This window comes from Streptomyces sp. NPDC104761 (assembly GCF_055583445.1).
This window is the reverse complement of sequence record NZ_JBVJNZ010000001.1, coordinates 686107-702763: the sequence shown is the minus strand read 5'-3', so window position 1 is coordinate 702763 and position 16657 is coordinate 686107. Positions and strand designations below refer to the sequence as shown.

At 73.4% G+C, this 16657-nt stretch carries 17 protein-coding genes and 1 pseudogene; 6 read left to right on the top strand and 12 right to left on the bottom strand.

Annotated features, from left to right (window positions below; genetic code table 11):
• Window position 1: 1 nt before the first annotated feature.
• Both ACZ63F_RS03255 and ACZ63F_RS03250 read right to left on the bottom strand, forming a co-directional pair.
• Window positions 2-223, bottom strand: a complete 222-nt coding sequence (locus ACZ63F_RS03255; RefSeq protein WP_469708191.1) for a hypothetical protein — start codon at window positions 221-223, stop codon at window positions 2-4.
• A 125-nt stretch (window positions 224-348) separates the two neighbouring features.
• Window positions 349-1638, bottom strand: a complete 1290-nt coding sequence (locus ACZ63F_RS03250) for an ROK family protein (RefSeq protein WP_469708189.1) — start codon at window positions 1636-1638, stop codon at window positions 349-351.
• A gap of 318 nt (window positions 1639-1956) precedes the next feature.
• Between ACZ63F_RS03250 and ACZ63F_RS03245 the strand changes: the two are divergent.
• Window positions 1957-2052: pseudogene (locus ACZ63F_RS03245) on the top strand (diguanylate cyclase); the annotation flags it as partial.
• On the opposite strand, the gene ACZ63F_RS03240 reads toward ACZ63F_RS03245, so the two are convergent.
• Both ACZ63F_RS03240 and ACZ63F_RS03235 read right to left on the bottom strand, forming a co-directional pair.
• Window positions 2010-2918, bottom strand: coding sequence for a DUF3626 domain-containing protein (locus tag ACZ63F_RS03240; RefSeq protein ID WP_469708187.1), 909 nt, complete (start codon window positions 2916-2918; stop codon window positions 2010-2012). The pseudogene ACZ63F_RS03245 and the gene ACZ63F_RS03240 sit on opposite strands and share 43 nt — an antisense overlap.
• 103 nt (window positions 2919-3021) lie before the next feature.
• Window positions 3022-3420 carry a DUF3592 domain-containing protein gene (locus tag ACZ63F_RS03235; RefSeq protein WP_469708185.1) on the bottom strand — a complete coding sequence of 133 codons (399 nt, stop codon included), beginning with the start codon at window positions 3418-3420 and terminating at the stop codon, window positions 3022-3024.
• Between the two features lie 198 nt (window positions 3421-3618).
• On the opposite strand from ACZ63F_RS03235, the gene ACZ63F_RS03230 reads away from it, so the two are divergent.
• The 3 genes from ACZ63F_RS03230 to ACZ63F_RS03220 all read left to right on the top strand — a co-directional run bounded on the left by ACZ63F_RS03230 (window position 3619) and on the right by ACZ63F_RS03220 (window position 7256).
• Complete coding sequence (locus tag ACZ63F_RS03230) at window positions 3619-4899, top strand: FUSC family protein (RefSeq protein ID WP_469708184.1); 1281 nt, start codon at window positions 3619-3621, stop codon at window positions 4897-4899.
• Complete coding sequence (locus ACZ63F_RS03225; RefSeq protein ID WP_469708182.1) at window positions 4896-5948, top strand: hypothetical protein; 1053 nt, start codon at window positions 4896-4898, stop codon at window positions 5946-5948. The genes ACZ63F_RS03230 and ACZ63F_RS03225 overlap by 4 nt, the downstream gene beginning before the upstream one ends.
• 105 nt (window positions 5949-6053) lie before the next feature.
• Window positions 6054-7256 (top strand): lactonase family protein, encoded by a 1203-nt coding sequence (locus ACZ63F_RS03220; protein ID WP_469708181.1) that lies wholly within the window; start codon window positions 6054-6056, stop codon window positions 7254-7256.
• Here the strand turns inward: ACZ63F_RS03220 and ACZ63F_RS03215 are convergent.
• On the bottom strand, window positions 7224-7955 hold the full coding sequence (locus tag ACZ63F_RS03215) for a DUF2470 domain-containing protein (RefSeq protein ID WP_469708179.1): 732 nt from the start codon (window positions 7953-7955) through the stop codon (window positions 7224-7226). The genes ACZ63F_RS03220 and ACZ63F_RS03215 overlap by 33 nt on opposite strands.
• 111 nt (window positions 7956-8066) lie before the next feature.
• The gene (locus ACZ63F_RS03210; RefSeq protein WP_352358578.1) at window positions 8067-8672 is read right to left on the bottom strand and encodes a TetR/AcrR family transcriptional regulator; all 606 of its coding nucleotides are present in this window, start codon (window positions 8670-8672) and stop codon (window positions 8067-8069) included.
• 108 nt (window positions 8673-8780) lie between these two features.
• Between ACZ63F_RS03210 and ACZ63F_RS03205 the strand changes: the two genes are divergently transcribed.
• Window positions 8781-10340, top strand: a complete 1560-nt coding sequence (locus tag ACZ63F_RS03205; RefSeq protein ID WP_469708177.1) for a cytochrome P450 — start codon at window positions 8781-8783, stop codon at window positions 10338-10340.
• Here ACZ63F_RS03205 and ACZ63F_RS03200 read toward each other — a convergent pair.
• Window positions 10296-11132: a pentapeptide repeat-containing protein gene (locus tag ACZ63F_RS03200; RefSeq protein ID WP_469708174.1), complete on the bottom strand. Its 837-nt coding sequence runs from the start codon at window positions 11130-11132 to the stop codon at window positions 10296-10298. The two genes, ACZ63F_RS03205 and ACZ63F_RS03200, sit on opposite strands and share 45 nt — an antisense overlap.
• Window positions 11133-11141: 9 nt before the next feature.
• Window positions 11142-12056 (bottom strand): AraC family transcriptional regulator, encoded by a 915-nt coding sequence (locus ACZ63F_RS03195; RefSeq protein ID WP_469708173.1) that lies wholly within the window; start codon window positions 12054-12056, stop codon window positions 11142-11144.
• Between the two features lie 160 nt (window positions 12057-12216).
• On the opposite strand from ACZ63F_RS03195, the gene ACZ63F_RS03190 reads away from it, so the two are divergent.
• The gene (locus ACZ63F_RS03190; protein WP_469708171.1) at window positions 12217-13299 is read left to right on the top strand and encodes an aldo/keto reductase; all 1083 of its coding nucleotides are present in this window, start codon (window positions 12217-12219) and stop codon (window positions 13297-13299) included.
• Here the strand turns inward: ACZ63F_RS03190 and sigJ (ACZ63F_RS03185) are convergent.
• The 4 genes from sigJ (ACZ63F_RS03185) to sigJ (ACZ63F_RS03170) form a co-directional block, all read right to left on the bottom strand.
• A complete protein-coding gene (gene sigJ / locus ACZ63F_RS03185) occupies window positions 13293-14258 on the bottom strand; it encodes an RNA polymerase sigma factor SigJ (RefSeq protein ID WP_469708170.1) in 966 nt (321 codons plus the stop codon). The two genes, ACZ63F_RS03190 and sigJ (ACZ63F_RS03185), sit on opposite strands and share 7 nt — an antisense overlap.
• Window positions 14259-14260: 2 nt before the next feature.
• Entirely contained in the window at window positions 14261-14725 is a 465-nt protein-coding gene (locus ACZ63F_RS03180) for a cupin domain-containing protein (RefSeq protein WP_469708168.1), read from the bottom strand.
• 39 nt (window positions 14726-14764) lie between these two features.
• Window positions 14765-15463, bottom strand: coding sequence for an NAD(P)-dependent oxidoreductase (locus ACZ63F_RS03175; RefSeq protein ID WP_469708166.1), 699 nt, complete (start codon window positions 15461-15463; stop codon window positions 14765-14767).
• Between the two features lie 289 nt (window positions 15464-15752).
• Window positions 15753-16649, bottom strand: coding sequence for an RNA polymerase sigma factor SigJ (gene sigJ / locus ACZ63F_RS03170; RefSeq protein ID WP_469708164.1), 897 nt, complete (start codon window positions 16647-16649; stop codon window positions 15753-15755).
• Window positions 16650-16657: the final 8 nt, after the last annotated feature.

Sequence of the window (16657 nt, the reverse complement as noted above, 5' to 3'; positions counted from 1 at the left end):
CTCAGGCCGACGGCTCGTCGGGCACCGGTTCCTCCGGGTGCACCGACCCCGAGCGCGGTGTGCCGTCGGGGCCCGCGCCGGCCTCGTCGGGGTCGGGGAGGCCGCCGTCGCCGCGGTCCTCGGGCCGTCCGCTCTCCGCCGCCTCCCACGGATCCTGACCGGACCCGGCCTGCTGGTCCGGCAGGTCCCGGGGCACCGGCTTGCCGTCCTGCTTCTCACCCACGGCGTACTCCCCTCGCGTCGTTCCGGGACTCGTTCCGAGAGCTCGTCGCGAGCGCTCGTTCCGGGTGCGGGGCCGAGTACCTCGGCGGAGCCGGGCGAAACCCGGGACCGGCGGGGCGCGTGAGGTCAGCGGGGGGTGCGTTCCTCCAGGGCCGCGCGCCAGGCGGGGAGGCGGTCCTCGGTCGCCGGTTCCGCGCGGCGGCCGCCGCGGCTGAAGAAGTCGGCGAGGGGGAGGATCGCGGCGCCGACGGTGACCGCGTCCGGGCCCAGCCGGCCGAGGTCGATGGTGACCTGCTCGGCGGGGTGGCGCAGCGCGTACGTGGTCGCGTACCGGCGTACGGCGGGCAGGAAGCGGGCGCCGAGCTGGAGGCCGGCCCAGCCGCCGATCAGGATGCGCTCGGGCTGGAAGAGGTTGATCAGGTCGGAGAGGCCGGCACCCAGGTACTCGGCGGTCTCCTCGAGGACGGCGAGCGCGACCGGATCGGCCTCGGTGCCCTCGGAGGGGTAGGCCGCGGCGAGCATCGCGGTGAGCGCGCTCTCCTCGTCGATGCCCTCGTCGGGCCGGCCGCCCTCCTCGCGCCAGCGGGCGAGCAACGACTCGGCGCCGGCGTACGCCTCCAGGCAGCCGAGCGCGCCGCAGCGGCAGCGGCGGCCCCGCACCCGTACGGTCAGGTGTCCCCATTCGACCGCCCGGCCGTTCTCCACGTCGGCGGTGACCAGGCAGGCGCCGACACCGGAGCCGAAGAGCACCACGACCGCGTTGTCCGCGCCGCGCCCGGCGCCGAACCACATCTCGGCCTGGCCCAGGGTCTTCGCGCCGTTGTCGATGAAGTACCGCACGGAGTCCGGGAGCCGGCAGCCGGAGCGGAGCAGTTCCTCCAGCGGGACGGCGTCCCAGCCGATGGTCTGGCCGTGCACGAGGGCGCCCCGGTCCTCGGTGTGCTCGATGATGCCGGGGACGCCGACGCCGACGCCGAGGAGCAGTTCGGGCGAGGCACCCTTGGTGGCGAGAACCTCGTCGATGCCGTCCCGGATGTGGCCGACGATCACCTCGACGTCGTAGCCCTGTTGCTCCAGCGGGCGCTCGACGCGGGCCAGTTCGGTGAGGTTGAGGTCGAACAGCTCGACGCGGACCCGGGTCTCGCCGACGTCCACGCCGATCATGTGACCGCTGTGCGGGGCGACCCGCAGCAGGGTGCGGGGGCGGCCGCCGTCGGAGTCGACGCTGCCGGCCTCCTCGACCAGGCCGTCGGCGACCAGGTCGGCGACCACGTTGCTCACCGAGCCGGAGCTCAGGCCCGTGGCCGGGCCCAGCTCGAAGCGGCTGAGGGGGCCGTCGAAGTAGAGCCGCTGCAGTACGGCCGTGCGGTTGGCCCTTCTGAGGTCGCGTACCGTGCGCCCGTTCCGCCCCGCCATGTGGCTCCGCTCCCTTCACGAACCCTGCCCGACCTGCAACATACTCCTTCGGGGGGCCGGAAGCGATATTTTCCCAACCCTTAGTTCACGCTGTGAGCTAAGGAGGGGTTGATGCCGGGTCGCACCGTGCTGGGGGAGATCGTACGCGGGCGGAGGGTTCGTCGTGGTTGCTCGCGCAGTTCCCCGCACCCCTCACGGGGCGCTGCGGGCGGCGGCGCCGATCAGCTCGACGCGTATACATCCTCCACAAAACGGCCTTCCGCCACCAGGGAGTTGAGCCATTCGTCGGGATTTTCCCCGGGGACCGGGCGCAGGTCCAGGAGGGCGGCCCGCTGGGACGCGGCCAACCGCACCGAACTGGTCGCCCGCGCCTACGCCTTGGGCGTGCTCAGGCCGGGTGTCCGGCCGCCCGCCCCGGCCGCACAGGCCGTACCCGCGCCCGGCGGGGCACCGAAGCGGGCCAGCGTGTGCCAGACCATCTTCAGGTCCTGGACGGCGTACCGGCCGGTGCGGGCCGCGGTACCGATGATCCGGGGGTCGACCACGCCCTTCTCGGCGATCGCGGCGCCGAGTTCGGCGTATTCGGGGCCCCGGTAGTCGGCGTGCCGGCGCAGTTCGGGCACGGTGAGCCGGTAGCCGGGGTGCCATTCGACCGGGAAGGGCAGCCGGCGGGCGGCGTCCGCCACGGGCGTGTCTCGGTAGCAGGCGTCCAGGACCAGGGCCTCGACGTCCCGGTCGAGCCGTACCCCGCCGTGCACCTGGGCCTCGATGTAGTCGTTGAGGGGGTCCCGCCGGTCGGCCTCGGCCAGGGCGAGCAGGTGGGTGCCGGCGGCCACGCCGAAGTCCGTGGGCTCGGCCGCGCTGTCGGGGTAGCAGAAGGTGGCTCGCTGGAGTGCGCGGCCGGTCAGGCGGAGATGCGAGGAACCGAACCGGGGGGCCGCGCCGACCGCCTGGCGGCGGAAGTCCAGCGCGCCGTACACCGGCCGCTCGGCCGGGTGGGCGTCGTCGTAGGTCCCGCCGAAGATCCGGCTCTCCCAGCGCCAGCGGTCGCCGCCGGGGTGCGCGGTGAGCCCGCCGTTGCTGGTACCGGTGACGAACTGGGAGTGGTAGGCGCCGTCCCGGGCGAGCGCCTCCAGGACCGGCAGGCCGGAGGAGAGCCGGTCGGGGTGGAAGTTCAGGGTGATGCGCAGGCCGGGGCCGAGGGGCGGCCCCGAGGACAGCGCGGCCACATGGCGCAGCGCCGCCGCGCCCCGCGCCGTGGCGGGGTCCGTGAGTTCCATCCCCCCTGTGACCGGTCCGATGCCGGCCGACCCTAGCCGATCGCGCTCGGCCCGGTCGCGGCGTTTTCGCCCGGTCTCGGCCCGTCACGGCGATGAGCACGTCTCAGCCCGTCACCGCGATGAGCACCCCGAACCCCAGGAAGACCAGCGCGCCGAACGTCAGGAACACCACCGGCCCCACGACGTGCCGCCACCTGCGCACCCGGGCGATCTGGGGGTTCTGCGCGAGGTAGACGACCTCCACCTGCCGTCCCGTGGCCAGCCCCAGGCCGGCGCCCTGGATCCTCGGCGAGAACTCCACCCGGTAACCCAGGCGGTCCGTGAAGGCGACGACCGGGACCCACTTCGGACCGTTCCGGTCGGTGGTGCGCACGTTGTCCACGACGAGTCCCCAGGTGCGCACCCCGTGCCGCCGCAGCCGGTGCACCACCGAGCCCTCGCGCACCGCGGCCACGAGCAGCCCCAGGCCGGCCACCGTGCACAGCACCGCGCCGAAGTTCATCGCCCCCAACCCTTCCGCCCCATCAGACCGTTCAGCACCTCGGGTACCGAAGACGCGTCGGTCTGGCGTTCGGTTGCCGAGGGGCGGTCGGCGCACCGGGGACCCTCCGTAATCGACTCAGGTCAACCGGCCACCAGCACGTGAGTGATCTGTGGAAAACACGTTCGCCGTGACACCCGAGTGGGAACAGGCCAAGGGATGCAAAACGTACGGAAGTGGACCGAGGGGCTGTCGCGACTCCTACGGCGGCACCGGGACCCGGTGGTCGTGCAGACGCTGCGGTCGGCCACCGCGGCCACGATCGCCTACGTCGTCGCCCTCCACCTGAGCCCGGAGCCGGCTCCGCTCACCGCTCCGCTGACCGCGCTGCTGGTCGTCCAGGTGACCCTGTACGCCACCCTGACCAACGGCTTCCGCCGGGTCAACGCGGTGGTGGCCGGGGTGCTGGTCGCCATCGCCTTCAGCCAGCTGGTGGGGCTGACCTGGTGGAGCCTGGCGCTGCTGATCGTGGCCTCGCTCGGGGTGGGGCACCTGGTGCGCGTCGACGAGTACATCCCGGAGGTGGCGATCAGCGCCATGCTGGTGCTGGGGGTCACCACCATCAGCAGTACCGCGTGGGCGCGGATCGTGGAGACCCTGATCGGCGCGGTCGTCGGCATGGGCTGCAACCTGCTGCTCCCGCCGCCGGTATGGGTGGACGAGGCCGGGGAGTCGATCGAGGGCCTGGCGCGCCGGCTGCGGCAGCTGATGCTGCGGATGGGCGAGGAGGCGGCGGAGATCATGCCCTGGCAGCAGGCCGCCGCCCGGCTGCACGAGGCCCGCCGGCTGGACCACGCCATCGTCGAGGTGGACGCGGCGCTGCGGCAGGCGGAGGACAGCCTGCGGCTCAACCCGCGGGTCCGGGAGGGCCTGCTGCACCGGGTGGTGCTGCGCACCGGCCTGGACACGCTGGAGATCTGCACGGTCGTGCTGCGTGTGCTGGCCCGCACCTTCACCGACCTGGCGAAGGCCCGCGAGCCCGAACCGCTGTTCGCGTCGGACGCGGGTACGGCCGTGGAACAGCTGCTGTCCCAGATCGCCGACGCCGTGGTCAGCTTCGCGGTGCTGGTGACCACCAGCATCAGCGAGAACGCCGAGTCGGCCGAGGCCCGGCTCGCCGCCGAACTGCACGCCGCGGCCGGCACCCGTGACAAGCTCGCCGACCTGCTCCAGGACGAGGTCCGCAACGACGACCGGAACTGGCAGCTGCTCGGCGCCGTGCTGACCGAGGTCAACCGGCTCCTCGACGAGCTGGACACCGAGCACCGCACCCGCCGGCTGCTGGAGGAGCTGGACCGGGTTTCAGGGGAGCAGCGGGCCAAGCGGCCGTGGCTGACCTGGCTGCGGGAGCGGGTGGGCGTACCGGAGCGGCTGCGGCGGAACCGCGGCGGCGGTCCGGGACGTTCTCCGTCACGGACGGGGAAGGGGGTACGCCGATGACGGACACGGCGGTACGGATCGACGGGAACACGCTGCGGCTGCCGGGCGGGGTCGCGGTGCGGTTCGTGCGCACGCTGCGGCTGCCGGAGACGGGCACGCATCCGCTGCCGCCGGGGCTCGGCGAGTTCCCGGTGCGGCGGGTGAGCGACTACCCGGACACGGTTCCGGAGGAGTGGCGGGCGCGGGGCGGGGTGATGCTGCCGGTGTACCTGCGCGAGGCGATGTGGCTGAGCTTCGCGGGCACGGCGGAACCGGCCGCGCTCCAGGTCGGCGCCGGCAAGGTGTGCGCGGTCTCCGGCGAGCCGTGGCGTGACCGGCTGTCCCGCAATCCGCAGAACTACCTGGTGCTGCCCCGCCAGCCGTGGCTGGACGGAATCAACTCCGGGAAGGGCACGGTCCGCCAGTTCGTGGCGGTGCCGCTCGGGCTGGGCGCCACGGTGGAGGGCCAGGTCACCGGCGAGGAGGTGTGGGGCGGGGTGCAGCTGCAGTCCTTCACCCTCCGGGACGGCCCGCTCGCCGAGTGGCGGCGCGCGGAGCGGTTGCGGCAGGAGCGGCTGCGGCGGGAGCGCATGCGCGGGCCCGGCGCGGCCGGAGGCTACGGCGCGGCCCTGCCGATGATGTCCGCTCTGCCCGCCCCGGCCCCCGGCGCGGGTCCGGCGGCCGGGCCGGCCGGGATGGGCCTGGGCGTCGGCGGTTCGATGCGCCAGGAGGTGTACGGGGACGACCGGCCGCCGGGCGACTGGGCCGAGACCCCGGCCGGGCGCGTCTTCGTGCACCTGGTCACGCCCCCGCAGTGGCGGCGCATCACGGGCGAGGCACCCCCGCCGTCGCCGGTGGACCGGGCGGCGTACACCCGAGCGGGACTGCCCTGGTACGACTACTACGACCAGGACGCCCAGGACCTCGCCGCCCCTGACACCCTGGAGGCGGTCAAGCCGGTCGGCGACTGGCTCGGCGACGACCTGGAGCCCTGGCAGCAGCCGGACCCGGGGCAGGTGGTTCCGCTGAAGGACGCGCAGGGCAAGCCGGTGGCGGACGGCGACTGGTGAGGACGTTGCGTCTGATGCAACTGGCGTTGCTTTTCTTGCGCTGCCCCCGTGGTCCGCGCCAAGGTGTGTCAGGTCCGGGGTGACTCACGACCTGAGGTGCATGGCATGGGCAGGGGTACGGCAGGGACGGGCGGCGGCTGGAGCAGGCGCCGGTTCGTCGGCGCGCTGGCGGGCGCGGCCGCGGTGGCCGCGGTCCCGGCGCCGGCGGCCCCGCCCGCGGAGCGGCCACGCCGGGCAGCGCGCCCGGCGGCCACCGCCACCACGCGGACGCCCGTGGCACCCCGCCCGCTCTACCTCGGCACCTACACCTCCGTGGACGGTGGCGGCACCGGCATCGGCCTCGCCACCTACGATCCGGCGACCGGCGCGATCACCGGCACCGGCACGCTCACGGGGGTCGCCGACCCGTCGTACCTGGCGGTCCACCCGGACGGCCGGACGCTGTACGCGGTGAACGAGCGCGCGGCCGGGAGCGTGACCGCCGTACGCCTGTCGGACCGGAGGATCCTGGGCAGCCGGAGCACGGGCGGGGCGGGCCCGTGTCACGTCTCGGTGCATCCGACCGGCCGCTGGCTGCTGAGCGCCAACTACACCTCGGGCAGTGTGGCCGTGCACCCGATCGACGCCACGGGCGCCCTCGGCGAGCGCACGGCCCTGGTCACGCACGCGAGCCCGGCGCCCGGACCCGGTCAGCAGGGGCCGCACGCCCACCAGTTCGTCACCAGTCCGGACGGCGGGCACGTCCTCGCCGTGGACCTCGGCACCGACACCGTCTACAGCTACCGCCTCGATCCCACGCGGGGCACGCTCACCGAGGCCGCGCAGGCGCACACCGGGCCGGGGGCGGGCCCGCGCCATCTGACCTTCCATCCGGGCGGACGGTACGCGTACCTGGCGAACGAGGTGGGCAACACGGTCGCGGTCTGCGGTTACGACCCGGCGACCGGCCGGGTGACGGTCGGCGAACCGCAGTCCACCGGCAGCGCCGCCGGCACCACCAACTACCCGGCCGAGTTCCTGGTCACCGCGGACGGCGCCTACGCCTTTCTGGCCAACCGGGGCGACAACACGCTCGCGAGGTACGCGGTCGAGGCCGCCGGGGCCCGGCTGCGACTGCTGGACACGGTGCCGGTGCACGGGGACTTCCCGCGCCAGATCGCCTTCTCTCCCGACGGCGGGCTGCTGTTCGCGGCCAACCAGCGGTCCGGCACCGTGAGCGTCTTCACCGTCGACCGGGCCGGCGGTGAACTGCGGCTCGTGGGCGAGCCGTTCGCGTCACCGGTCGCCGTCTGCTCGCTGCCGCTGTAGCGTCCGCGGGCAGGAGGCGGCCGCGCTCGCCTGGGCCAGCAGGGCGTGCATGCGCTCGGTGAGCTGGGAGACGTCGTCGGCGGGCGTGTGGAAGGCGAGCCGCACGTCGCCGTGGGCACGGGTGCGTTCGATGCGCAGGGTCAGTCCGTGCCGGTCCACGGCGAGGGGCTGGACGCGGGTCGCGGCGTGCAGGCTCTCGGACTCGACGAGCCGGGTGAGCCGTTCGACGGCGTCCGGGTGGGCGTCGGCGAGATGGGTGAGCAGTGTGGCCTCGGCGCCGGCCAGCGGGTCCGGCCGGGCGGCGGCGAACTCGTCGAGGTCGACGACCACCGCGCCGGAGGGCCGGCGCAGCACCACGCGGGTGGGCCGGAAGACGAGGTGCTCGTCGCTCGGGGTGAACCAGCCGGCCATCCAGAGCCGGGCCCGGATGCGGCTGCGCACCGGGACGGGCGCGACGTCGGCGAACTCCAGCACGGCGGACGGCTCGCCGCGCGGGGCGCAGATCGCGGCCGTGAGCAGGGCGCTGTCCTCGGGCACGTGCAGCAGCACCCGGCCGTCGTCGGCGACGGCGTGCGCGCCGACGTACTCCTCACGGCCGCCGTCCGCGGTCACCATGCACGACCACGCGACGGCCAGCAGGGACCGGGCCTGCTCCGCCGCACCGGGTCCGGCCGCCCAGGCTGCCTGTTCGTCACCCATCCCGAAACCTCCTTAGGTAAGCCTCACCTAACCTAGCGAAGATCGGGGAGTACGCCAAGCACGGGGCGCGTCACGCAGGCGAGAAGCGGGTGAGGACATGGACCGGGACGGTCAGGAGATGACGCCCAGCAGGGCCCGCGCACACAGGTCGCGCACCTGTTCCCGCGTCAGCTCCTCGGTGCGCAGCCACTCCAGGCAGACGTGCGTGGTGAAGGCGAGCCAGCCGCGCACCGCCAGGCGCGTGTCGGGGCGCCGCTCCAGGGCGGGGCCGAACTCGGGGTCGGCGGCGAGGGCCGCGAGGATCTGGCGCTCCTGGGCGGCCTGGGCCTGCCGGTAGACGCGGCGCACGGCCTGGTCGCCGGAGGCCTCCGCACGGTGGAAGGCGCGGAAGCCGTGCGCGTGCGTGTGGACGTAGTCGAGGTAGACGTCGAGGGCCGCGGTGAGCTGCTCGCGGGCGGGCACGCCGGGTTCGGCGGCCGTCATCCGCAGCATCCGCTCGCTCTCCCGCTCCACGACCGCCGCGAAGAAATCACGTTTCGTCGGAAAATAGTGGTAGAGCAGCCCCCGGGAAACGCCCGCGATCTCGGCGACCTGCTCGATCCACACGTCGTCGTACGGGCTCTCCGAGAAGAGCCGGGCCCCGACCGAGAGGAGCTGCTCACGACGGGCCGCGGTGCTGAGTCTGCGGCGGCTGCGCTCGCCCTGGTTCGGGGCCATGCCCGCACTTTACTTGACGTGGGTTCAACAACGGGACGAGACTGAAACCGCCTATTGAACCCACGTACAACTAGCTCAACCTGCCGCAGCATCGAGGGAGATCGCGTCATGGCGGAGACGGCCGCGCAGCCGGGGACGGGGACGGACGGCCCCCTGCCGAAGGGGTTCCGGGGCGCCGAGCAGGGCTGGCCCGAGCTGCACCGCATCCCGCACCCGCCGCGCCGGCTGCCGCTCCTCGGCGACGTCCTGGGCGTCGACCGGCGCACCCCGCTGCAGGACTCGATGCGGATCGGCGGGCAGCTGGGCCCGATCTTCCGGCGCAGGGCGTTCGGCAACGAGTTCGTGTTCGTGTGGGGCGCCGAGCTGGCCGCCGACATGGCCGACGAGTCGCGGTTCGCCAAGCACGTGGGGCTCGGGGTGGCCAATCTCCGTCCGGTCGCCGGGGACGGCCTGTTCACGGCGTACAACCACGAGCCGAACTGGCAGCTGGCGCACGACGTGCTGGCGCCCGGGTTCAGCCGGGAGGCCATGGAGGGCTACCACGCGATGATGGTGGCGGTGGCCGGGCGGCTGACCGGCCACTGGGACCGGGAGCTGGCGGCCGGCCGCTGGGTGGACGTGCCCGGCGACATGACCAAGCTGACTCTGGAGACGATCGCCCGCACCGGGTTCGGGCACGACTTCGGCTCGTTCGAGCGGGACCGGCCGCATCCCTTCGTGACCGCGATGATCGGCACGCTCACCTATGCGCAGCGCCTGAACAGCGTGCCCGGTCCGCTGGCCCCGCTGATGCTGCGGCAGGCCGCCCGGCGCAACGCGGCCGACATCGACTACCTCAACCGCACCGTCGACGACCTCGTCACCGAGCGGCGCCGGACCGGCCGCGGCGAGGGCGACCTGCTCGACCGGATGCTGGAGACGGCCCATCCGCAGACCGGTGAGCGGCTGTCCGCCGAGAACGTCCGACGGCAGGTGATCACCTTCCTGGTGGCTGGCCACGAGACCACCTCGGGCGCGCTCTCCTTCGCCCTGCACTACCTCGCCCGGCACCCGGAGATCGCCGCCAGGGCCGCCGCCGAGGTGGACCGCGTCTGGGGCGACACGCCCGCGCCCGGCTACGACCAGGTGGCGAAACTCCGTTACGTGCGCCGGGTGTTGGACGAGTCGCTCCGGCTGTGGCCCACCGCCCCCGCCTTCGCCCGCGAGGCCCGCCAGGACACCGTGCTGGCGGGGCGGCACCCCATGCGCCGGGGCGCCTGGGCGCTGGTGCTGACGCCGATGCTGCACCGGGACCCCGAGGTCTGGGGTCCCGACGCCGAGAGCTTCGACCCGGACCGGTTCGAGGCCAAGGCGGCACGGGGCCGGGCGCCGCACACCTTCAAGCCCTTCGGCACCGGGGCACGCGCCTGCATCGGCCGCCAGTTCGCCCTGCACGAGGCCACCCTGGTCCTCGGCCTGCTGCTGCGCCGCTACGGCCTCGGGGCCGACCCGGACTACCGGCTGCGGGTGACCGAGCGGCTGACGCTGATGCCGGAGGGGCTGCGGCTGCGCCTTGAGCGGCGCACCCCTGCCCCCGCCCCCGCCTCCGCTTCGGCGCCGGTGACCGTGCCGGACGCGCCCGCGTCAGAGCACGGCGACGGCTGTCCAGTGCACCGGGCGGGTGACTGAGGCCGGCAGGCGCGTCCGCGCGTTGCCCCGGGCCGCGTCGAGCTGGGGCTGGGTCAGGAAGAAGGCGCCGGTGAGGTCCGCGTCACCGAGATCGGCGTCCCGCAGGTCGGCGCCGATCAGGTCCGCGTCCCGCAGGTCGGCCCCGGTGAGGTCGGCGGCGATGAGGTAGGCCCCGCGCAGGCTCGCCCCACGCAGGTCGGCGCCCCTGAGCCGGGCGCCCATCAGGTCGGCGCCCCGCCGGTCCTGCTTCCTTGCGCGCACCCCCGCCCGGGCCAGCTCGCTGGTCCGCAGCAGCAGCACGTTGACCTCCTGCCGGTGCGCGGCCACGTCCAGGGCGGCCAGCTCCTCGGGCGTACCGAGACTCAGCTCCTCGGTCCTCCGCAGCGCGGCACGCAGTTCGGCGTGGACGGGGCGGGCCGCGGCCAGCTCCAGGGCCTCCGTCAGATACCAGAGCAGTTCGTGCAGTTGGCGTACGACCGGGAACGCCTCGAACATCCGGCGGGCGTCCTCGGCGGATCCGCGCCGCCAGTCCCGGCCGCCGAAGGTGGTCTGCGAGACCTTCTGCCCGGCGCCGAGGCAGTCGTAGACCGTACAGCCGTTGAACCCCTTCTGCCGCAGTTCGGCGTGGATGGCGCAGCGGTGGTCGCCGCCGAGGTTCGCGCAGGGCTTTCCGGCGGGCTTGCCGACCGCGAAGTCCGCCGACGCGGCGAACGGCAGGGCGACGCAGCACAGCCCGAAGCAGCGGGCGCAGTCCCCGCGCAGCCGGTCCCGTTCGGATATGTGTTCTGGCATTCGGCCAGCTTACTGAGCGGTGAGGACCTCCTCGTCGGCATGTCTCAGCCGGGCCGCGTCCGCCCCCGGCGGCCGGCCGAACTGCCGCCGGTACTCGCGGCTGAACTGGGAGGCGCTGTCGTAGCCGACCGCGTACCCCACGTCGGACACGTCGTCGGTGCTGCTCATCAGGCGCAGCCGGGCCTCCTGGAGCCGGATGTGCTTCTGGTACTGGATCGGGGTCATCGCGGTGACCGCGCGGAAGTACCGGTGGAAGGGGGAGGCGCTCATGCCGGAGAGCCGGGCCAGGTCCTCGACGCGCAGGGCGTCGGTGTAGTGCTCGCGGATGTGGCGGACGGCCCGGCCGATCTGGGTGAGCCTGCTGTCGGCGAGCCCGATCTGCCGGACCAGCGCGCCCTGCTCGCCGGTGATCAGCCGCCACAGGATCTCCCGCTCGATCATCGGGGCGAGCACCGGGATGTCGGCGGGCCGGTCGAGCAGCCGGACCATCCGGAGGGCGGCGTCGACCAGGTCGGCGGGCGCCTCGCCGACCGCGAGCGCGGGCAGCCCGGTGCGGCGGCGCACCCCGCCCGCGTGCCGGTCGGTGCCGGTCTCCAGGAGCAGCGCGGCGATGCGCGCGGGCCGCAGCCGGAAGCCGAAACCCAGGAAGGGCGTCTCGCGACTGGCCCGGGTGCACTGCCCGCTGACCGGCAGGTCGACCGAGACGACCAGGTACTGGCCCACCCCGTAGTCGTAGATCCGGCCGCCCAGCGTCAGCCGTTTGGCGCCCTGGGCGACCAGGGCGAGGACGGGGTCCGCGATGCCCGAGCGCGGCCCCGTGGGCCGTTCGGCGCGGGTCAGCATGAGGCCGTCGATCGCGGGGACGGCGTCGGCGTCGCGCGGGGCGTGCCGGTCGATCAGCGAGCGCAGTTCGTCGAGGGACACGCTCCCGATTCAAACGCCGGCCGAGGACGACCGCAACGCCCTCCCCCGGAAAGGTGACAGGATCGTGCAAGCCACCGGTACGATCGCCCTAACGTTCCCGCAGCTCAGCCTGGTTTGCTCGAGGAGTCGCATTCCCCACGCATCGTCCAGGGAGCATTTCATGGCACTCGACTCGTACGTCGGTCTCGGCCGGTCCGGACTCAAGGTGAGCCCCTTCTGTCTCGGCGCGATGAACTTCGGCGAGGACGGCGGCTTCGGCTGCTCGGTCGAGGAGTCGGAGAAGATCCTCCAGACCTATCTCGACCTCGGCGGCAACTTCGTCGACACCGCCAACTTCTACACCAACGGCCACTCCGAGGCGATCCTCGGCGACTTCCTCGCCGCCCGCCCCGGCCGCCGCGACCGCCTGGTGCTGGCCACCAAGTTCTTCGGCAACCTGCACCTCGGCGACCCCAACGGCGGCGGCGCCGGCCGCAAGGCGATCGTCGGCCAGCTGGAGGACTCGCTGCGCCGCCTGCGCACCGACTACGTCGACCTGTACTGGCTGCACAACCACGACCGGTCCACGCCCGTCGAGGAGACCCTGCGCACCCTGGACGACCTGGTGACGGCCGGCAAGATCCGGTACGTCGGCTTCTCCGACACCCCGGCCTGGTTCACCGCCAAGGCCCACACCACGGCGCTGCTGCGCGGCTGGACGCCGGTGACGGCGCTGCAGATGGAGTACTCGCTGCTGGAGCGCACCATCGAGGGCGAGCTGATCCCGCTCGCGCAGGACGCCGGGATGGGGATGCTGCCCTGGTCCCCGCTCAAGAGCGGCTTCCTCTCCGGGAAGTACCGCAGGGACCGGTCCGCACCCGCCGACGCGAAGCGGGCGGCCGTTCTCGGGCAGCCGACCGAGGAGCAGTTCACCGTGATCGAGACGCTCGCCGCGGTCGCCGAGGAGACCGGCGCGAGCCCGGCCGCCGTCGCCCTCTCCTGGGTGCAGAACCGTCCCGGGGTCACCTCCACCCTGATCGGCCCGCGCACCCACGCCCATCTGGAGGCCAACGTGGCCGCCCTCGACGTCCGCCTGACACCGGAGCAGACCGCCCGGCTGGACGAGGTGTCCGCCCCGGTCCTCAACTTCCCGCACGACCTCAACCACCGCGTCGGCACCATGCTCAAGTACGCCGGCGCCACGGTCGACGGGGTGCCGAGCGCGGTGTACCCGCCGCTGCTGGCGAGCCGCGCCCGCTACTGAACCGGGTCCTGGTCGGGTCGTACGTGGGTGAGCTTGGCCGGGTTGGTGACGACGTAGACGCCGGAGACCTGGTCGCCGTCCGGGGTGAGGTCCATGACCATCACGGCGTACGGGGAGTCGCCCGAGAACAGCACCGCCGCTTCGTCCCCGTTCACGCTGCGGTAGTGGACGTCCAGGTCCCCGGCGCGCCGCGAGGCGTAGCCGGCCAGCAGCCGGGCGGCCTTCTCCCGGCCCTGGACGGGCCGCAGCCCGGCCGCCTGCCGGGCGCCGCCGCCGTCGATCCAGACCGTCACGTCCGGCGCGAGGATCTCCAGGAGCGCCTGGAGGTCGCCGCCGAGGGCGGCCGCGACGAACCGTTCGGTCGCCTCCCGCCGGACCCGCGGACGGGCGCGGTAGCGGGGGCGGCGGGCGTGCACATGGGCACGGGCCCGGCGGGCGACCTGGCGGACGGCGGCAGGGCTGCGGTCGAGCATGCCGGCGATCTCGGTGTGGGGATAGCCGAACACCTCGTGGAGGACGAACACCGCCCGTTCCAGCGGGGTCAGGGTCTCCAGGACCACCAGCATCGCCAGCGAGACCGAGTCGTTGCGGACCGTGTGGTCGGCGGCGTCCGGGGCGGGGCCGGTGGTGGCCTCGGTGACGAGGGGATCGGGCAGCCAGGGACCGACGTACGTCTCCCGGCGGGAGGCGATGGCCGTCTGCCGGGCGAGGGCGTGGTTCACCGCGATGCGGACGAGATAGGCGCGCGGGTTGCCGATCTCCGTCAGCGGCGCCCGGCTGTTCTTGCCGGACCAGGACAGCCAGGTCTCCTGGAGCACGTCCTCGGTGTCGGCGACGCTGCCGAGCATGTTGTACACGACGGAGAACAGCAGCTCGCGGTGGCCGACGAAGAGACTGGTCGCCGCCTGTGCCGGATCGTCCTGCGGACTGGCGGGGGCCGGTCGGCGCGGTACGGACATGTTCATCCCTGTGTCCGGTAGGTGAGGTGGTGTGCGGCCGCGACAGGGTTGATCTTGACGGGGTCCAGCCGCCCCTCGGTGAGCACGCCTGGGCCCGCCTCGAACAGGTCCTCGACGAACCGCTCCCAGCCGCCGGGCGAGGAGATCTGCAGGACGCGGGGCGGTGGCTCGGAGGCGCTGCGAAGAGCGTGCGGGACGCCGTGCGGGAGCAGCGCGAACGTTCCCCGGGGCGCTCGGTGCGTGCGGCCGTTGTACTCGATCTCCAGGATTCCGTCCAGCACGTAGACGCATTCGTCCGACCGGTGGTGGACATGGCGCGGGATGTCCTGGGCCACGGTCACCTCCAGCAGGGAGAAGCGTCCCTCGGCGTCGTCGGTGGTCGCCTTGACCGCGAACGCGGGCGGCAACGGGATCCGCCCGGGCCTGACGGCGCCCGGCTTCAGCAGGACGAAGCGGTCTTCAGCCATGAGCCTGCCCCTTCTTGAGCTGCACGATCGGTTCCGGACTCACTTCTTGCCCCCGAACGCCTCTTTCCGGATGACGTCGAGAATGCCCGGTACGCCTTCCGCGGTGCGGACGTCGACGAAGGCACGTACGTGAAGATCGCCGACCGCCTCCTTCAGCAGCGCGTTTCCCAGATCGGCGCGCGAGGTGAAGCGGCCTGGCAGGCGTGAGGTGGCGACCCGGTAGTCGCTGACGGTGTCCGCGTCGAAAAGGCCGGCGGGGCGGACCACCGTCCACCGGTGGTCGCCGGCGCGCACGATCTCCTCCATACGCCGCATGTCCTCGTACACGGTGCGCCCGACGGTGCCCGCGACGAGCGGTTCGAGCACCCTGCGGAAGAAGAAGGTCTCGCCGGGGGCCGCCGCCCCGAAGAGCACGGTGGAGGACACGCAGACCAGGCGCCGGACACCGTGCTCCGTCATGGCCCGGGTGATGTGGGTGATGCCCTCGGAGTACACAGTGACGGGATGCCGGCTGTACGGCACGCCGAGCGTCGAGATCACCGCCTCCTGGCCGGCCACGGCCCGTGCCACGGCACCGGGGTCGAGGACGTCCGCGCCGGCCACCCGCAGCCGAGGGTCGCTCAGCGGGAACTCCGCGGGGCGGCGGGTGACGGCGGTGACCGTGTGCCCTTCGGCGATCGCCTGTGCGGTGGCCTGCCGACCGGTCGGGCCGGCGGCCCCGAATACGACGAGTTTCACGCGTTTCCCCTCTCGAGCTGGTTCTGCCATGTGGGAGGGGCCCGACGGCGGGGAATGTGACATCGCACCGACGGCTGAGACGCGGATCACGGCGAGACGGCCGGGCGGCGGCCTGCCGGCCCTGGTCGATTGCCGCCGCGAGGTTCCCGGACAGGATCACCCGGCCGGGCGGGGGTCGGAAAAATGCACCGGACCATGGTCGGCCGGGGCCGGGCACGGCGGAACGGGGAGCTCTGTCGCGCGGCAGGCTGAGGACGGACCGTGAGCGTGCGCCGCCCCTCAAGGGCTCTCAGCCGTCACCGGCGGTGAAGTCCAGGCGGGCCAGCCGCTCGGGGTCGGCCAGGATGTACATCTCGGTGATCCGGGCGTCGGTGACAGTGACCGCCATGACGGAGAGCGGGCGCCCCTCGGGTGCGGTGACCATGCCGACGGTGCCGTTGACCAGGGCGAGTTGTGCCGCTTCGGCGAACTGCCGGAAGGTGAGGGCCTGTTCGGCCACCGTCCGCGCCCCGCGCAGCACCTTGGACGCGGCGGCGCCGCGCACCAGGGCACCCGAGTCGACGCGCAGCACCACGTCGGGGTGGAGCAGCGCGACCAGCGCCTCGAAGTCGCCGTCCCGGGAGGCGGCAAGGAAGGCGTCGAGAACCCTGCGCTGCCTGCCGAGGTCCGGGTCGGCCGAGGGGACGGCCCCCTGGACCCGGCGGCGGGCCCGGCTGGCCAGCTGGCGGGTGGCGGCCGAACTGCGTTCCACGACGGGCGCGATGTCGTCGAAGGGGACCGAGAACAGGTCGTGCAGGACGAACGCCAGCCGCTCGGCGGGCTCCAGTGTCTCCAGGACGACGAGGAGGGCGAGCCCGACGGAGTCCGCCTCCAGCGCCTGCTGTTCGGGGTCGATGCCCGGCAGCGGCCTGATCACCGGGTCCGGGACGAAGGTCTCGTCGATGGGCTGCTCGCGGCGCGCGCCACGGGAGCGCAGCATGTCGAGGCAGACCCGGCCGACCACCGTGGTCAGCCAGCCGCCCAGGTTCCTGATCTCGTCCGCGTCGGCGCGCCCGAGCTTCAGCCAGGTCTCCTGGACGGCGTCCTCGGCTTCGGCGAACGAGCCGAGCATCCGGTAGGCCACCGCGCTCAGCCGGCTTCGGTGTTCCTGGAAGCGGTCGGCCAGCAGTTCCGTGTCCGTGTTCATGCCCTTGG

Excerpts from the sequence above, each read along its gene's own strand:
- ACZ63F_RS03180 (WP_469708168.1), bottom strand. The coding sequence starts at position 14,725 with ATGGCTGAAGACCGCTTCGTCCTGCTGAAGCCGGGCGCCGTCAGGCCC.
- sigJ (WP_469708170.1), bottom strand. The coding sequence starts at position 14,258 with ATGTCCGTACCGCGCCGACCGGCCCCCGCCAGTCCGCAGGACGATCCG.
- ACZ63F_RS03230 (WP_469708184.1), top strand. The coding sequence starts at position 3,619 with ATGCAAAACGTACGGAAGTGGACCGAGGGGCTGTCGCGACTCCTACGG.
- ACZ63F_RS03225 (WP_469708182.1), top strand. The coding sequence starts at position 4,896 with ATGACGGACACGGCGGTACGGATCGACGGGAACACGCTGCGGCTGCCG.
- ACZ63F_RS03190 (WP_469708171.1), top strand. The coding sequence starts at position 12,217 with ATGGCACTCGACTCGTACGTCGGTCTCGGCCGGTCCGGACTCAAGGTG.
- ACZ63F_RS03200 (WP_469708174.1), bottom strand. The coding sequence starts at position 11,132 with ATGCCAGAACACATATCCGAACGGGACCGGCTGCGCGGGGACTGCGCC.
- ACZ63F_RS03215 (WP_469708179.1), bottom strand. The coding sequence starts at position 7,955 with ATGGGTGACGAACAGGCAGCCTGGGCGGCCGGACCCGGTGCGGCGGAG.
- sigJ (WP_469708164.1), bottom strand. The coding sequence starts at position 16,649 with ATGAACACGGACACGGAACTGCTGGCCGACCGCTTCCAGGAACACCGA.
- ACZ63F_RS03220 (WP_469708181.1), top strand. The coding sequence starts at position 6,054 with ATGGGCAGGGGTACGGCAGGGACGGGCGGCGGCTGGAGCAGGCGCCGG.
- ACZ63F_RS03240 (WP_469708187.1), bottom strand. The coding sequence starts at position 2,918 with ATGGAACTCACGGACCCCGCCACGGCGCGGGGCGCGGCGGCGCTGCGC.
- ACZ63F_RS03205 (WP_469708177.1), top strand. The coding sequence starts at position 8,781 with ATGGCGGAGACGGCCGCGCAGCCGGGGACGGGGACGGACGGCCCCCTG.
- ACZ63F_RS03235 (WP_469708185.1), bottom strand. The coding sequence starts at position 3,420 with ATGAACTTCGGCGCGGTGCTGTGCACGGTGGCCGGCCTGGGGCTGCTC.
- ACZ63F_RS03250 (WP_469708189.1), bottom strand. The coding sequence starts at position 1,638 with ATGGCGGGGCGGAACGGGCGCACGGTACGCGACCTCAGAAGGGCCAAC.
- ACZ63F_RS03210 (WP_352358578.1), bottom strand. The coding sequence starts at position 8,672 with ATGGCCCCGAACCAGGGCGAGCGCAGCCGCCGCAGACTCAGCACCGCG.